We start from the raw sequence: 16522 nt of genomic DNA, 5'->3' as shown, positions 1-16522 counted from the left end.
GTTGATAGTCACCAAGCTAAAATTTGACGCTATCTGCGATAGCGATTAAAAAAGTGGCTAAGTAAAACTAGCCACGATTAATAATCTATAGATGGGTGTAATTAAAGATGCTTTCTGAACCAGTCAGTCTGAATAGTGGTTATATTGTCAAAATGTTTACCACTGTACATGTCATAATGCTTAGCCCCTTCTTCTATATGCAACGCTTTATGTAATGACCCCACTGCATTGTACAAGGCAACGCCTTGTTCCGGTGGGTTTACCGTATCTTCTCCTGCGACAACCACTAAGACCGGGCAAGTAACGCGCGCCGCATTATCTTTAGGTTTATATCCTAGGGTTTCTCGTACAGTCAGGAAAGGAATTTTAATATCCATAGCGGGATAAAGCGTTTTATTTGTTTCAAAGAATGTTTTCGACTCTGCATCATTTAGTACTCGAGTTACCCCCACAAATGTTTCTTTGCCCGTAGTTTGTTGCTTTGCTGCCATTTTATCTAATGTAGCAATAAAGGACTGTTTTTCTTCCTGCGACAATTTCCCTGTAACGACCTCTTCGCCATCAGCAAAAGCGAGTTGGCTTACTACACATGCGATATCTGGATTATTTGCTGCTGCGCCAAATACATGGCAGCCACCAAATGAAGTACCCCATAAACCGATGCGGCGAGTACTCATATTTGGCTGTGCTTTAATCCACTCGACCACGCTGAGAATATCTTCAATTTGCATCGCTGGAACCAAACGGCCACGCTCACCCAAGCTGGAGCCAAAACCGCGATAATCGAATGTGACCGTATTAAATCCTGCTGAGGTCAAGGACTCAGCAAACGCAGGTAATAGGATATCCTGAATACCACAGAAACCGTGACACAAAATCACAACAGGCCGGTTGTCTGGATCTTCAGAAGTACGCAGGGTCAGGGAAATACCATTGGGTAACTGATATATAACTGTTTTCATCCTAAAACCTTTTTTATATGGAAAGATAAAAGTACCAAAGCAAGATTGGAGCAAGCACCCGACACGTTAGTGACGAATAGAGTGCCTACACCAATCAATGCCAACAGCATGGGATAAGAATGGCAGTAAAAGCCCCGGTAAATAATTCGGAGTGATGACCAACCCTATATATTTAAGGTCATCACTTAGGCGACCACCGAATTCAATAATAAAACGACGCATTACTAATCTTTTGTAAAATTACTCCACCACAGCCTCTTTCACATCAGCAATACGAACTTCGTAAACCATAGTGGCATTGGGGGGTATTTCAGGTAAATTGCCCTGTTCGCCATAAGCCAACGATGGTGGAACTACCAGGGTGATTGAACCATGATTTTTCAATAAGCGCAGTACTTCTTGGAATAGTGCCGGATAATCATTAAGTGGCTGCGACACAACCTTATTATTACTTTCCATATCATTGATAACTGTTCCATCAGTCAGACTCTCTTTAACCATGATATCGATAACCGCATTTCCCTTAATGTCTTCATCACCAACGTAATCAATGTAATACCAGAATCCCGAAGATGACTGTTGCACACCTTTCTTCTGCTTAAAATTGCTTACAAATTCATTATCTGTCTTTTGCGCCGATTTCAGCGCCTTTTCACGTGCGGTAGCGATGACATTTTCCGAGTCACTAAAAGCTTTATCCAGTTCCTTGGGCGCTAACTTATATTGGCCAGTAAATGCATCAGTGACGCCAGAGAACAATGCTTGTCGATCCACATCAACGCCCCAGCCGGACCTTTCTTGCTCCATTTTGTTGATGTCTTTACCCAGCGCCACTCCCGCAGCATAGGACTGACGAGCTGTCGCACTTTTTAGTATTTCTGATGTAGCAAATAATTTGTCTCTGCCACGTAATTGTACCACTTCACTTTCCAGCCGCGCCTCATTCTGCTCTTTTTCATGCAGTTTAGCGCTGATCTGCTGATAACGCTTATCAGCATCAGTCACCTGCTGATTCATTTTGGCTAACTCGGCCTGCTCTTGAGCACGCTGCTTGGCTATTTGAGTGACAGTTTGCTGAGTCTGTAGGTTTTTCTGTTGTGCCTGGGTGACTAGGGTTTTCGCATGTTGTTCATTCGGGGTAATAGCCATCGCCTGGCGCAGTTTACTGAACATCAGGCTAACAGTGGAGAAATCGAACTCAGGGTTAGCGGCTTTTTCTTGCTTAACCTTATTGAGCTGCTCCATTTGTTGCTGCAAACCCGCGATGACTTGCTGTTGTTGTAGCAACTGCCGCTGTGCTTTTTGCAATCCCAGCGTTAATGCCAGCTCTTTTGCCGATTGCTGCCCACTTTTATTAGCCGGTGGTGCCGGTGGTCGCACTTTTTGCTGCTTTGGTGGCACTTTTTCTTTTTGCACCGGCTCACGCTGCTGGTATCGTTCAGCAAATTGCAAAAGCATAGGGACGCCGGGTTGCTCGTTTTTCGCAATCGCGGCGATGGGGAAAAGCAAAGGCAACAGAGTACCTAACAACGCAAGCTGGGATCGTTTCATTGTTATTTTGTCCCGCGTTCAGCAAGGCCTGTCAGCAGCACCTGATTAATTTCAGAACAGAACAAATTAACCCGATAGTGATAAAGTGCATCCAGGGTATCCTGACTGTCGACATTAACGTTGGTGCGAACCCCCGCATACTCCGCTGCACTATTCATTAAGGTATCAAACCGCTGCTGGTAAACCCCATATTTTGCGGCATCAATTTTTTGCAATGCTTCTAATTGCCGTTGGCAAAGCCCTAGTCTGTTGGCTTCATCAGTGGCGGAGGACTTAATCTCACTGCTTTGAGCATTACCCTTATGAGGTTTAATATGGCTCTGACTGTTTTCCATTTGGCAGCCAGCTAATAACAGGCATAGCACAAACACTATGGGAATAGTTTTCATCTTCATTTACTCTCATTTCTACTTTATTTGCTTCAGATATACCTTTATTTAAAGGTTTTCTGTTCTGCATAGGTGATAAATTAATCAACAATTAATTATAATAGTAAACAACAAACACACCAACATCAAAATATTCTTTTTTTCTCGCAAAATACAGGTGATAAAACCAAAAAACAAATAAAAACCAGCACAAAAAACCATAAAAATATATTTGAATGTACTATATAGCTTTATATACTTTCTTGCCAGGTTACATCAAAAATGAAGTTTTCCCATTAGCATAAAGCAGTTATTTATAAATTTTAATAATTAAGATAAATCATATAAAAACACCTATTAGTCCTAAAGATATAATTTACCTTAACATATATATTATCTGTCAGAGATATTTAAATTTAAAAGCATTAAGTTTTTTTTGAACTGCATCTATTGCCTACATCATGTATAGAAATATATTTACTCTGTTTTAATTTTACAAAATAATGCCGAACAAAAGAGGAATTAAAAAATGAATGACTATATTTCTTTTGATGTCAATTTTGTAGGGGCCGATGGCAGCATGGAGTATAACCGTTATCTTAAAACCTTAGAGATAACTATGCATGGCGCACCATTCAATGCCAATCATATGTCAGCGATAACACTGGCAAAAAAAATTCAGCAGGTTCTAAGTAGCTCCGTTGGTCATCGTCCTATACATTTAGATGAGATAAATGAAGTTCGGCTTTATTGTTGTTGGAGTGCTTTCGGTGGTGCAGTTTCTGTCGCCAATGTACTGGCAACATACTTAAACAAAACCGTTAGGGCATATGATAGTCGCTATTGTCCGCCGGGAACAGCCGGTGGTTATGATAATAAAGATAAAATATTCTTTCCTCAACCCCAAAATTTTATTAGAAAAAATGCTCACCGAGTACTTTATTTCACCTCAAACTCAGTTATCTTGCCAATATGTCGTGTAATGAGAAAATAACTTTTATTCTGCAATACCTTATCGAACCTTCGCCTTTTTAACCGGGATCTGGGACTGAGTTTACACGGATGCGAATCCCCTCTATTTATAAAAAATGGATAATGATACTGTAGGCAAATCTTTAGAAATAGAGTATCTCAGTTTATATGACTTTAAACACGAATTGCTAAAACCCAGGAAACACCTGATATGATAGTTAAATTAGAAATGCAAACAATAATAACCATCTTATTATAAAAGATCTTTAAGATATATCAACAATATATTGTTATTATTAAAAACCTAGCAATGCAAATACTTAGGTATTACAAAAAATAAAATCAACCACTCAACCACTCAACCACTCAACCACCCAGATTAAAAACAAGATAATTCATAATAAATCAACAGAAAGTCTTAGATATCTATATTTGAGATAATGGGATAATGACAACCTTAATAACCTTAGGAGAATTTTAATGAACAGTAATTTAGCCCGTCAATCAGAAGCGGTATATCAAGAAGCAGAATGGAAGTACGCAGAAGCTTATCTAAAGGCTGAAAAAGATAAACAATGGCTGAGTGATATTCAGAGGCAATGGCAAGAGAAAGCTTCTGAGGCTATACTAGCAATGTGCCCAAAGCATCTTAAACATACCGATAAAAAACTTGTTCACCTAAAAGACGTACGAAATCATAAAAATCAATTGGTTACACTACTGAAAAAAAAGAAAAAAAATAAATCTGGCTGGGATCAGACACTTTCAATGGAAGCTCAATGGCTTCATGATGTTGTAACGGCATCCATAAAGGCTATCTACTCCTCTGGCTACAATCATCGCGGTGATAAATTAGCGGACCTTTATTCTATACTATTCACCATAGAGCATGACCTTCCATGTCATAATCCAATATTAGTTAAGGATGAACGCGGGATGGCTAGTCATATATTTGGACTAATACCGCATGGGAAAGGAGAAGCACCGCATCGGAAAGGAGAAAGAATGAATCCACATCGACAGAGAAGAATAGGTGTAAGCATGTAACTGTCAGCATATTAAAGGTGGTCGGGTCGCTCAGGCCGCCACCTAATTCGATCATAAAACATTTAATTATTAATAAAAAATGGATAGCAGTACTGCTGGATGATTACTAATATTTTTCACATTCTAATTTATATTCTCCGTAAGCTTATAAGTAACAACTCTGTTATTTAGTTATTTAGTTATTTAGTTATTTAGTTATTTAGTTATTTAGTTATTTAGTTATTTAAAATTTAATACTTACCTAACCCTATTCAATCCTACATAATTAATTTATTACTGCACCTATAGTCGGTAGGTCGTTAACTTTCAAGTACCTCCATTATTAATTCATATTGATAACTATCATAATATATCTGGAGAGTATCCTATGCTTAAGTCTACTCCATCAGCAGCATTTAGCCCTAGCGGTTCTAGATTTGAAACCAACAAGAAAAACGTCCATCTGAAAGATATATCAGACTTGGAAGCTAACTTGGGTGAAATAGCGAACAGTGTGAATCAATTAAAAGGAAAGCAACACTATACCGATAGCATTAATTTCCCCCAAAGAAGAAAAAACACTTATAAACCAGTCAGTAGGGTTTCAAAACACTCTGCAAGTCTATGCCGACAAATTACGCAGTACTTCTTACAATCACCTCATTTCCAAATGGAGAAATATTGACTGATTGATAACTGAAGCTGCTAGATTATTTGAATTCTTACGGGAGAAGAAAGTTGATGAGGTTATCTCAGAAAGTCATAACGATAACAATCCCATACTAAAATACAACCTTAATTTACTTGAATAAAACATCCAAATTAGAAATTCACATCCAGGTCATTATTTTATTCAGAACAAAGGGGAGAAAGAAAATAATTTAATTTAGTTAATAATTATGACCATGTGAATAATTCTGTGTAACTACCAGCATATTAAAGGTGATCGCTCAGATGGTCATTTTTAAGTACCCTCTCAAAAAAGCCCATTCACTTTTAGAGATATCCTCAGGAGACATACTGATTATGGCACCTGAGGAGAGCGCTACGCGTAAAATCCGATTCACCGCCCCTTAGAAAATGATTTTCCCTAATGACGCCGGCTTCAGACTATAATCTAAATAAACACCTTTATGCATTGTGTCTGTAACGGTGTCTGGACTTAATTGTCGGATTGAATAGACAGATTGAAGGGTTCCTAAATATCCTGTGACTTTAATATTAATATAACCTATATTACGCAATTCATTTGCTAATCTCTGTGCGAATGATGCAGTAATTCCCTCCTTCTTTGGTATCAATCCACTGCCACAGGCATAAAGTCTCAAATCGACAAAATTAAGGGGTAAGCTTTCTTTTTTTAACAATTGTGCGAGTTCAATTGGACTGTATTTTTTAAGTGTTCCTCCAGTCCATTCTTCGGATCCTCTTACCATTACTTTTTTGGCTCCTAGTGAAGCACCAATATAAGAAGAACCGAAAGCATCACCATGAATAAGAATATAGACTTTATCGAAGGGATTTACATTACTCAGAACACCATCAAAGTAGCGAAAAGCTTTTTTAACAACACCGCTATGTTTGTTTTCTAATATTCTATAAGGTGTCTTTCCTTTCTCCTTTTGCCCAAGGGTCCAAAAATCACAAAAGTCATGCATTTCTTGTGTAGGTATAGGTAAGTAAATATATCCAGACATTAATATTCCTTCTTTTTTATCAAAAATAGAGCTAATAGACTGTCTATCGATAATATTATGCAGGTAAAACACTCCCACCATAACCAAATGGATAACTTAATAAGGTGGGAGTCTAGCAAACAGCTTTAACTACGTTTCTTACTGATGGTTAATTTATCTTTGCTGACGTTTAGCAATAAAACCATGGCTTGTTGGTCTTCTGCACTTAATAAACGCTCGGTCAATAACGGCAGTAGCTCTCGGTTCAGTACCGAATCAATCTCACGCGCACCGCTTTGTTCAACCCGGCAACGGCTGGCAAAGAATTTGACCACTTTATCATTGTATGTCAGTTGCGACTCATACCCCGCCGCACGGCGGAAACGTTCACAGATTTTATTTAGCTTCAGTTGAATAATACTGGCCAAGGTGTCGGCAACGACCGGTAAATAAGGAATCAACCGTAAACGCCCCATAAATGCCGGGCGGAAGTGGCGATCAAATTCGGGACGAATTAACTCAACCAAACCGTCATGGGCGATTTCACCTGCGCTGCAAGCAGACATAATGCGATCACTGGCCAGATTACTGGTGAGGATAATCAACGTGTTGCGGAAATTAATTAACTGCCCTTCAGCATCTTCCATCACGCCTTTATCAAATACCTGATAAAACAGTTCCATGACATCGGGATGGGCTTTCTCAACCTCATCCAGCAACACCACGCTATAAGGCCGGCGGCGTACCGCCTCGGTTAATACGCCCCCCTGGCCATAACCCACATAGCCCGGTGGAGAACCTTTTAGCCCGGAGACCGAATGTGCTTCCTGATATTCCGACATATTGATCGTGATCAGGTTCTGCTCACCGCCATACAACAGATCAGAAAGCGCCAACGCGGTTTCAGTCTTCCCGACTCCGGATGGCCCCGCCAACATAAAGACGCCCAGTGGTTTGGCAGGGTCATTAAGATTGGCACGCCCAATACGAACTTGCTGAACGATAGCCTCCAATGCATAGGATTGGCCAATAACCCGGGCCTCCAGCCGCGTCAACAATTCACTCAGTTGATTCTGATCCTTTTCCATCATTCGCCCTAATGGAATACCGGTCCAGCCCGCAATCACATCAGCAACACAAGCCTCATCAACACAGTCGAAAACCAGAGGTTGCTCCTGATGTAATTGTGATAACTCAGCCCTGAGGGCCGCCACTTCCTGCATATCCTGACTCGCTTTGATGCGAGCCACCAAATCACGCTGCCGCTGCCACTCGGGGATAAGTTTGTCAAGATCTTGCTGGATCTCACCTTCCCGCTGAGCTAACCAGTGTAAACGAGCGTCATTACCGCCTTCCTGATGCAAGCTATCACGCTCAACAGTAATGTTACTCAGTAGCGCATTAAGATCTTCAATCTCTTTCGGTTCATGACACTGTGATACAGCAACACGGGCGCAGGCGGTATCAAGCAAACTAATGGATTTGTCCGGCAACTGTCGGCCTGATATATAGCGGCTGGAAAGCGTGACAGCGGCGAGCAGCGCACTTTCAAGAATAGTGACCCCATGATGCAGGCTCATGGCCGACTTCATGGAGCGCAACATCGCGGTCGCCGCTTCTACATCAGGTTCGGCAATTTTGATCACCTGGAAACGGCGGGCCAGTGCGGCATCTTTTTCAAAATACTTTTTATACTCAGCCCAAGTGGTGGCCGCCAGTACACGTATTTCTCCGCGCGCCAAAGCAGGCTTGAGCAGGTTAGCGGCATCATTTTGCCCAGCCTGCCCGCCGGCACCAATGAGCGTATGAGCTTCATCAATAAATAATATCACCGGTGAAGAATAGGCTTTCACTTCGCGTAATAGCGTTTGCAGCCGGTTCTCAAACTCGCCTTTTACACTGGCACCGGCCTGTAGCAAGCCCATATCCAGTGAAAGAATTTCCATATTCTTTAGCGTCTCGGGCACACTGCCTTCCACAATGCGTTGGGCTAATCCCTCAACCACGGCCGTTTTGCCCACGCCAGGTTCGCCGGTTAATACCGGGTTGTTCTGGCGGCGACGCAACAAAACATCAATTATCTGGCGGATTTCAGCTTCGCGGCCCAGCGCCGGATCGAGCGCATTCTGCCGCGCCTGTTCGGTCAGGTTACGGGTATATTTCGCTAACGCGGAATCGTCACTGTCGCCGCTGTTCATCGGCTGACGGTCGACTGTCGCAGCACATTCCTGCAACAACAATTTATCCGCCAGTTCACCATCACAACTCAGCGCCTGACTTAGCATTGATGAAAAACGAACCTGATTGCCGGATGAATCATTCAGCAAGCAGCCAAGAAAGGCCTGCACCGGCAAATGGTTTTGCTGCCAATTCACACTGGCATGCAGCCAGGAACGCTCTAAATGTTCGACCAGAGATTCAGACAGAACAGGAGGGCGCGAATTGCCGCTGCGCAATGTGTTCAAACTGGTCGTCAGCGCGTCAAGTAAATCATCGCCTCGCAGCCCGGTATTCAGCCCCAGTTTTTCTACCAGCCCCGTATGGGCAATCATCAGCGCCATTAACAGATGCTCAGTTTCCACTTCATGGTGTGTCCGGCTAACTGCCAGACTGATGGCTGCATCCAGACATTTGCGTGCTTCAACATCGAGATTAGCAACAATTTTTTTGAGATAACTACCCACAGTTTTTCCTATTTAGTCTATTGAATTTTATACAATGAATGATTCTTAACGACAGTCCGCAATTTTTGCTGGCAATTGTGAAATATTGCCATGCAATGCAGACGGTAATGTTTGTTCGGTTTTCTTATCCATGGTGTTCTGCTGAGCCACTGCATTTTCACTGAGAGCATCAGCGGCGGCCTGCCAGCGTAACCAGGTGGCCTGTACGGTGTTTTGCTTATCAAACTGATAACGCACCAGAATTTCTTTGATCCCCAATGAGGCCAGGGTGGCACTGTGTTCCGGGAAATCTTCCGCGCTAAAAGAGACTTTCCCTTCGGCGATATCCCGCACGAAATCAGGCCAGGCGTTATCACCGAGATAGTCGAATGACAGGTCAAAACCGGGGAAGTTAATCTTTTGTGTCACACGGTTACAATGGCCTGGCTGCCACTGGAATAGCATCTGCTCACTGAAATTCATGCTCTTCAGATCCCAACGCTGAGCATCACAGAACAGCGTTAATTGGCTACCGGTTGGCATCAGGCGTGCCCCACCCGGCACCGTGGCAGGCAGGCTGGTCAGCGTCAACTCAACCGGTTGTTCTTCAATGGCCGCCAATTCCGCCTCGAGTTTTGCTTGTGCGTCCTGCAACTTTGCCAATTTATCTTCGCTACGGGTATTCGCGCGTTCGGGCATCGACAGAACATCGTCAGGGCGCAGGACATGATTAACAAGACGCATGAATTCCGGTGTCAGGCTCAGAGACTGGCCTTCAAACTCTCCTGCCGCCGGGCCATTATTGCCCACCACCAATACACTTTTTGCTGGCCCGCGAATGAAATCTGACAAATATTGCCAGGTCATATCCTGTTGATCCTGATAATCCAATTGCGCGGCGTTTTTTTCCATCGGCCACAGCACACGACTTTGCCATTGCTGTTGTATCCAGCAACTGGAACGCTGCATAGCATGAGCCGTTAACAGACGCGCATCATTCATATACAAAGACCACACCGCATTAACCGCAACATCATCTTTTGCGGGATTAATGCTTTTACGCAGCGCGGCAAAGCGGCCACTGAGTTTTTGCAATGGGTTACTGCTTCCCTCGCCCCCCTCTTCGCTGCGAAATAAACCCCGCGTCAGATTGTCACTGTTTTCCGGGGTGGCGACCGCCTCAGCAACCGCAGTGCGCAGGCTGGTTTGCCATTCATTCCATGCATTTATATTGGAATCTTTCAGTGGTGCGGCCAGCGTCTGTTGATCCAACTTAAGTTTACTGGCTATTTTTTGGCTGATAGCCTGCTCAATGCGATCTTTATTTTGCATCAGCGGGGCCAGCTCATTGGTTTTTTGTAGCAGATTAAGTTGGCGCAGTTCACGCAACCAGGGTGCCGCTGCACTATTAGGAATATCCGCCAGTTGCTGCACGATATAGCGGGAAAACTTCATCGACGGGCTGTTACCCTGCTCAATGCCGATCAGCGTATCTTGCCATTGTTCTGCATCCAGCACCGGTGCCTGCTGCTGGCTCATCGCCAGCAGTAATTTCATCCATTGATCCTGGCGTAATGTGCCCCACTGGCGCTCAAAATTATCCAGCGCGGTCAGTTTTATGTCTTCACCGGCAGCTTGACGTACCTTGGTAAGCCAGTGGCTAATTTGCACCGTTCCCGGTTGGGTCCATTGCCCAGCCAACTGCTGCTGGCTATCGCTAGCGGGTAAAAAATCAATCAGTTTCACCGGTAGCAATTCAGGATCAGCCGCTAATAACCATTGCCATTGGCTATCACTGTTCACCAGCTTCGCGAGTAACTGGCGCAAGGTTTGCACATGTTCCACACCGCCCGTTTGTTGCAGTAAGGCGCGTTGTAGCACGATATCGTGTTGAGGTGATAATACCGACAGCTCTGATGTCTTACCCAATAGCCGCGGTATTTGCCCACGCCCGTAGACTTTATTGGGCGCCATACTGTTATGTAATTGTTGAACTGGGGTGGTGTTACCCACTTGGCTCAGGGCGGTCGGTATCGGTGGCAATTCATGCAGCTCGGCTATGGGTTTATATTCCAACATTGCCTGCTTCGTCATGATGCTTTGCGCTAAATCAAGAATATAGCCACGTTGCTGCTGAGGAGTGGCTTGATTGAAACGTTGCTCATAGCGCTCGGCAATAACATGCGCATTCACCACCGGAGTGGGCGCAGCACGTAACACCCGCTGCTCAAGCTGAGAATGGCGATAATTAACTGCCGGGATAAAAGGCCAGTATTGCAGCGGCTGTTGCTGCCCACTTTCAATCTGTTCTAGTTTTTTAACCTGTTGAGCCACCGTCAAGGCAGTGAAATCCCCCGCCGTCAACGAGTGAGTGCGCATCCCATAAAAGAGCAGTAGCGCCAGCGTCACTGAGGCCGCCATTACCACGCCCCATTGCTGTAAGAAACGGCGCAGAAAACCGATAGCATCAACCTGACGTAATCTGCTGAGTTCCGGCAATTGACGCACCAGTAAATCATGTAAAAAAACGGCCTGACGCATGGCACTGTTTTGGTTAACGGGCACCGTGGCCGTGAACCAAACCCCGCCTAAGGCTCCAGATTCAAAATACGCATCTGGCTCACACAGGGCCGCCAAATAGCTTTGCAAAGCCGGTTGCAACTGGCTAATTTGCTCAGGAAAATCGAGCAATTGCAGCGTATCTTCATCAGGAGGAAGGCCAGTAAACATACTGATACGCACATTGTCCAACCCTGCTTTAACCGTGCTGAATAACGGATTAAGGAACGCCGGATCTTTGCCATCAACCACCGGGGATTGTAGCCAGTGATAGCCCAGTGCTTGCTGGCGCTGTGCCGGCGATAACTTATCAGACCATAGGGTGAAACCGGGCAACTGGTCGCAGCAGGTAATCACCACATACACCGGCAAACGACGTTTCACTTTTTTAATCAGTGGCTCAATTTGCGTACGAATATGGCGGGCACTCAAGCTCAGCTCAGCCATACTCTTCTGTTGCAGGTCAGCGGCGGAAACACACACCACAATGCCCGCCGGCACAGGCAAACGCCGACACCAGCTCACCAGCCGCAGCCAGGCACGCTCAAATGCCGGGCTTTTACTCAAAAATTGGCTGGACAGGTCGAGAAAACCTACCGAGCGGAAGAACCACCAGCGCAATGTTCGGGTAGGAACCACCACACCACTTTCGGGTTCATTAGAGAACAAGGGCAGACCAGTACTGGCCATTAACGTGGTTTTACCACAACGCTGGCCGGTGAGGACAAACCATGGCAAGAGTTGTTTACCATTGCGAATGCGCTTAATCACTTTGGCACCGGTTTTCCAGTGCTCAGACAAAACATGTTCCATACGCGATAATTTAAAACGCGCGGTTAATTTGCCGAAGAACTTCGCTTTTGATAATCCGGCAATACCGACCCAGGCCAGTCGAATGCCGATAATGGCGATTATCAATACTAGCCACAGAATAAAGCCACTGATTAACGACCATTCAATAACCGTCGCAATGACTAAGCAAACAATAAGCAATATGCACAACAAAAAGGCCCACACAGTGAAGGCAATCAATTTTTTAAACATTCTATAAACCTATTAGATTGAACCTAATCCTGCGATAAGCATTATGAGATAAACCGCTATTACCATTGATAATATAAGCCATTTCCTATGACGAAATTTCTTTCGTGCGGGTTTTATCTCCCCATAGCTATTTAACCGATCTGAAATTAGCGGCGCATTGTTCGGCCACTGACGCCACTGTTCAGGTAAACAACGGCGTTCATCGGAAATTCGTTTCTGTAATTCAGCATCCTGCTGAGTATATTTGCCATGAAATCCCATTAATAAGCAGAATAAATAGACCACTCTTAATTGAGTGTTATTTTTATCAATAGAATCAAGACGGGAGAAAAACTCTCCCCCCCCAGTCGATAAATCAAAATAATGACTTTGTAATAATACCGCTCGCCACTGTTTAACCCACTCGGGTTCAGAACATAACACTTGCTCATCTAACCAGATGACCACCGCAAAATTAGCATCCTCACAGTCTTGCGGTGAATGATGTAATTCGGCGGCCAAACGCGCTTGTTGTAATAATTGAATACATTTATTTCTGAAACACGAATAATCAGCATGTTCCTGCGGTTCAAGAATAAAAGAAGTTATAAACCGGAAAACGGGCATATAACAATTCACGATGCTCATCATGTGGGCACCACAAATATAAGTTGAACTTGAAGATCCTCCGGCATATCTGACCAATAAAATGAGATACTTTTATCTTGTTCAGCCGCGGCCCATAATTCACTCTGACGATCGACGATAAAATAAGATGAATCGCTACGGTTTGGTACCCCTCGCGGCGCCTGTGGGCACAAGGTGACCGGCGCACCCGGTAAGGCATGCTGGATCAACAGATTAATCGCTTGGGTTGAAGCCAGCTTAATACCACCGGTATTCTTTATCGGGATGGCTGAAGAACGTAACAATAACAGTATTTTTTCCGCGTTCTGTAACTGCTCAGAGTCAAAATGACTGGTATACACACCGTGGGTATCTTTTTCCATGGTGATATAGACGTTATCTTCCAGTACCAAATTATTCAGTAATCGGACTAATGTCTTACGCGCACTGTCGAAGCAGCTATTCAACTGATCGTGGTCGTAAGGCTGCAAGTTATCATTACCGGTACGCCACTCCCCCGAGAATGAACACCCCTCATTGAAAGAAGAGAGTTCCCCAATTAACTGTGACAATAAACAATAGATTTGCCACGGGTGAACCTGCCGCGCCTGAAGCATATTTTTTAATAATGGCAGTGCGTGATTTAAGGTGCGCATCGCCAACAATTGCGTGATCCGATCGCCACGATCACTGCCGCTCACCAACCGCTCAGAGCGCTTATACTCTTCCAGTTTTTTTGCTCTGGCGCTGACATCGTAATAAATAGTTTCAATCAGTTCATAGAGCGTCGCTGATCCATGCAAGGTGACTGCGGGCGCAGAAAAATCGGGATCAAATATCACCCTGTCATTTTCATAACGCAGTCTCATCAATGGAATACACTCGCAATCGACGGCTTCCAGCATCTCTTCTGCGGTTAAAATACGCACGTTGTAACACAGCCGGGCCACCGTCGCTTCTGGTGCTTGATCATAAATATCTTTCATCACCGGATCGTCATTGGTATTAACCCAGCGAGTTCCTGCCCGCTCATGCTCTTTCTTTAATAGCGTGACATTATTGTGTTGTGGGTCAAAACGGCGTAGCGCCAGCCACAGCGTAAAAGGCTGGTCGCGTTGTTTCCAGGCATCACGAAAATGACGCTTTTCAAGCTGACAATTACCCGGATATGACAGGTAAGCCCCGCCCGGCATAATGCAGTCAACACTGTCGATGCTCACCACAAAATCCTGCAATGCGGCTTTATTGACTTTAAGCTCGACCATCCCCTGATTATAAGGTTGAGCAGAACGGCGAATCTGGGCATGTTGCCATTCGTTATGCAGGTCAAGTGACTGAAAATGCTGTGGTTGCAAATACAATCCAGAGTGCCAGTAGATTTGCTGTTGTTCCGGGTACATTATGACTTTTCCCCTTCTTCAGCGTCTGCTTCAGCTTCATCTTCTGCCGCATAATCCGTGGTGGCGCTGACCACCGTCGATTTCCCCTCTTTTGGCGCGTCCTCAAGGCGAGAAATACGGTCACTGCCCATGGTCACCGCCATGTTCAATGGCCCTAAACCTGCCCACCACTCGGGTTTCCACCAGCCACTTTTGGCACTTTTGACTGGAATATCAACCAGAACCCGATGTTGCTTCATCGGATAGGGGTAATACCCGGCAACCAGCGCGACACTGCGGGTGTTCTGTGCACGATTAATATGTAATGTACTGTCCTGCCCCGGCATCATGGTGTAGCGATCCACTTGCAGTAAAGCACCTTCAGCCCCAACCCCCGCAAATAGCCCTTTCAGCGCTGCGGGATTGCTCAGAATTTTATTGAGAGAAGCTTTGTCTTTCGCCTGCAATAATAAGACGGTACAGCTGTTCGGCAAGCCGTTGACTGTATTCAGGTTCGGCTCTGCCCGTAGCTGAACGGTAATCGCCCCGCCGGCATACGAAGCTGTAACTGCTTGCAATGCCTCTTCCTGAGAAAACGTCTCTGGCATAGCGCATCCGCTTATCGCGAAGATGCTCAGTATCAGAGAAATCATCCCACCATGTAGTTTCATTCGCTTTGTTGCCCTTTTAATACGTTATTAATACTTTGTAAGCTATTGTCATCTTGCAGCATTTCCTCTAACCATTCGCTCAAGGTCATGCCTCCCCAACGTGCTGCGCGCTCCAGTAATAACGGGAGTGGGCTGGAAGGCTCGGTCTGGCGGAAAAAATCTGCAATAGTCAAAATCTGGTTGATAGCCGCGCCCCGAGTCATTCCGTGGCGAGTCATGTCACTGTCTGAGTAGCTTGTAACTTGTTGTTCCCCGAGTGATTCTGCCGTGGTTTCGCTATAGATGGGGCCAAGGCGATCTATCATTCGCTGGGCCCATTCTTGCATTTCAACAATAACCTGCCGGGTCTGACCCAATGCAGTAGCATCGGCGCCGGGGTTCAATTGGCTGTATTGTTGTTCAAACATCACCAACGTCGCCGTAAGCTCTTGCAGGCTATCCTTTAGCGAGATTAATTTTTCGGCACTGAGTGCCGCAGCCCAGCGGTTATAACTCGCCATGGAGAAATCATCACCGTCAACCGGGGTTTCATCATCCTTCTTAGGCGCACCTTGATGCTCGCGCGCGACCACTTTCTGCCAATAGTCCAGTGAACTCTCCTGCTGCCCCAACATCGGGTATATTTTCAACAGCAACGCCAGCTCACGATCCAGGCGGTTCAACGAACTCTGGCGGAACTCGTGGCCGTCTTCCGCCAGAGCTGGCCAGCAATCATCCCAATAGCGCGTGGTAAACTGCTGTAAAAATGCCATGCCCGATAGCAGGCCAGAGATGCCTTGTTGTTGGGTTATCCCTTCGATAAACCAGCAAGCAACTTGTAGGTCTTTGCTCTCATCACACAATACCTTGCTGCTGAGTTTGACCACTTTAGCCCAGTCAGCCACGCGCAATTCGGTGGCCCACTCCCCTTGCGGCAGATAATCCGGGTCACTTTCTCGTGCTCTGCGGATATCATCAAAGACCTGTTCATACTCGATATTGCTGCCACAGGGAGCCACGTCATTTATCGGTGCCAGCAAGGCATCAAAATCAATTTTCATCATCT

13 protein-coding genes are annotated in these 16522 nt (G+C 45.0%); 3 read left to right on the top strand and 10 right to left on the bottom strand.

Annotation, left to right across the window (positions count from 1 at the left end):
- Positions 1-101: 101 nt before the first annotated feature.
- The 3 genes from Q2T71_RS00180 to Q2T71_RS00170 form a co-directional block, all read right to left on the bottom strand.
- Positions 102-962, bottom strand: coding sequence for an alpha/beta hydrolase (locus Q2T71_RS00180; protein WP_145512636.1), 861 nt, complete (start codon positions 960-962; stop codon positions 102-104).
- Between the two features lie 240 nt (positions 963-1202).
- Positions 1203-2513, bottom strand: coding sequence for an FKBP-type peptidyl-prolyl cis-trans isomerase N-terminal domain-containing protein (locus tag Q2T71_RS00175; protein WP_372557729.1), 1311 nt, complete (start codon positions 2511-2513; stop codon positions 1203-1205).
- A 2-nt stretch (positions 2514-2515) separates the two neighbouring features.
- Positions 2516-2908, bottom strand: coding sequence for a hypothetical protein (locus Q2T71_RS00170; RefSeq protein WP_075338910.1), 393 nt, complete (start codon positions 2906-2908; stop codon positions 2516-2518).
- Positions 2909-3410: 502 nt separating this feature from the next.
- Between Q2T71_RS00170 and Q2T71_RS00165 the strand changes: the two genes are divergently transcribed.
- The 3 genes from Q2T71_RS00165 (at position 3411) to Q2T71_RS00155 (ending at position 5564) form a co-directional block, all read left to right on the top strand.
- Entirely contained in the window at positions 3411-3875 is a 465-nt protein-coding gene (locus Q2T71_RS00165; RefSeq protein WP_219646599.1) for a hypothetical protein, read from the top strand.
- A 458-nt stretch (positions 3876-4333) separates the two neighbouring features.
- On the top strand, positions 4334-4900 hold the full coding sequence (locus Q2T71_RS00160; protein WP_372557728.1) for a hypothetical protein: 567 nt from the start codon (positions 4334-4336) through the stop codon (positions 4898-4900).
- 367 nt (positions 4901-5267) lie between these two features.
- Positions 5268-5564: a hypothetical protein gene (locus Q2T71_RS00155; RefSeq protein ID WP_145512252.1), complete on the top strand. Its 297-nt coding sequence runs from the start codon at positions 5268-5270 to the stop codon at positions 5562-5564.
- Between the two features lie 388 nt (positions 5565-5952).
- Here the strand turns inward: Q2T71_RS00155 and Q2T71_RS00150 are convergent, their stop codons facing one another.
- From Q2T71_RS00150 to tssA, 7 genes are all read right to left on the bottom strand, one after another.
- The gene (locus Q2T71_RS00150) at positions 5953-6576 is read right to left on the bottom strand and encodes a hypothetical protein (RefSeq protein ID WP_145512253.1); all 624 of its coding nucleotides are present in this window, start codon (positions 6574-6576) and stop codon (positions 5953-5955) included.
- Positions 6577-6701: 125 nt separating this feature from the next.
- The gene (gene tssH / locus Q2T71_RS00145; protein ID WP_372557727.1) at positions 6702-9239 is read right to left on the bottom strand and encodes a type VI secretion system ATPase TssH; all 2538 of its coding nucleotides are present in this window, start codon (positions 9237-9239) and stop codon (positions 6702-6704) included.
- A 45-nt stretch (positions 9240-9284) separates the two neighbouring features.
- On the bottom strand, positions 9285-12821 hold the full coding sequence (locus Q2T71_RS00140) for a type VI secretion system protein (protein ID WP_145512255.1): 3537 nt from the start codon (positions 12819-12821) through the stop codon (positions 9285-9287).
- A 12-nt stretch (positions 12822-12833) separates the two neighbouring features.
- The gene (locus Q2T71_RS00135) at positions 12834-13451 is read right to left on the bottom strand and encodes a DotU family type IV/VI secretion system protein (protein ID WP_075338917.1); all 618 of its coding nucleotides are present in this window, start codon (positions 13449-13451) and stop codon (positions 12834-12836) included.
- The gene (tssK, locus tag Q2T71_RS00130; RefSeq protein ID WP_145512256.1) at positions 13448-14827 is read right to left on the bottom strand and encodes a type VI secretion system baseplate subunit TssK; all 1380 of its coding nucleotides are present in this window, start codon (positions 14825-14827) and stop codon (positions 13448-13450) included. Before tssK ends, Q2T71_RS00135 begins: the two co-directional genes overlap by 4 nt.
- On the bottom strand, positions 14827-15414 hold the full coding sequence (locus tag Q2T71_RS00125; protein ID WP_271304010.1) for a type VI secretion lipoprotein TssJ: 588 nt from the start codon (positions 15412-15414) through the stop codon (positions 14827-14829). The genes tssK and Q2T71_RS00125 overlap by 1 nt, the downstream gene beginning before the upstream one ends.
- Positions 15415-15473: 59 nt before the next feature.
- Entirely contained in the window at positions 15474-16520 is a 1047-nt protein-coding gene (tssA, locus tag Q2T71_RS00120; protein ID WP_372557726.1) for a type VI secretion system protein TssA, read from the bottom strand.
- Between the last annotated feature and the right edge of the window lie 2 nt (positions 16521-16522).

The sequence above is a fragment of the Yersinia sp. 1652 StPb PI genome, assembly GCF_041538345.1.
Taxonomy (GTDB): domain Bacteria; phylum Pseudomonadota; class Gammaproteobacteria; order Enterobacterales; family Enterobacteriaceae; genus Yersinia; species Yersinia enterocolitica_E.
Note: the sequence above shows the minus strand (reverse complement) of the source record. Positions and strands in the feature narration are given on the sequence as shown.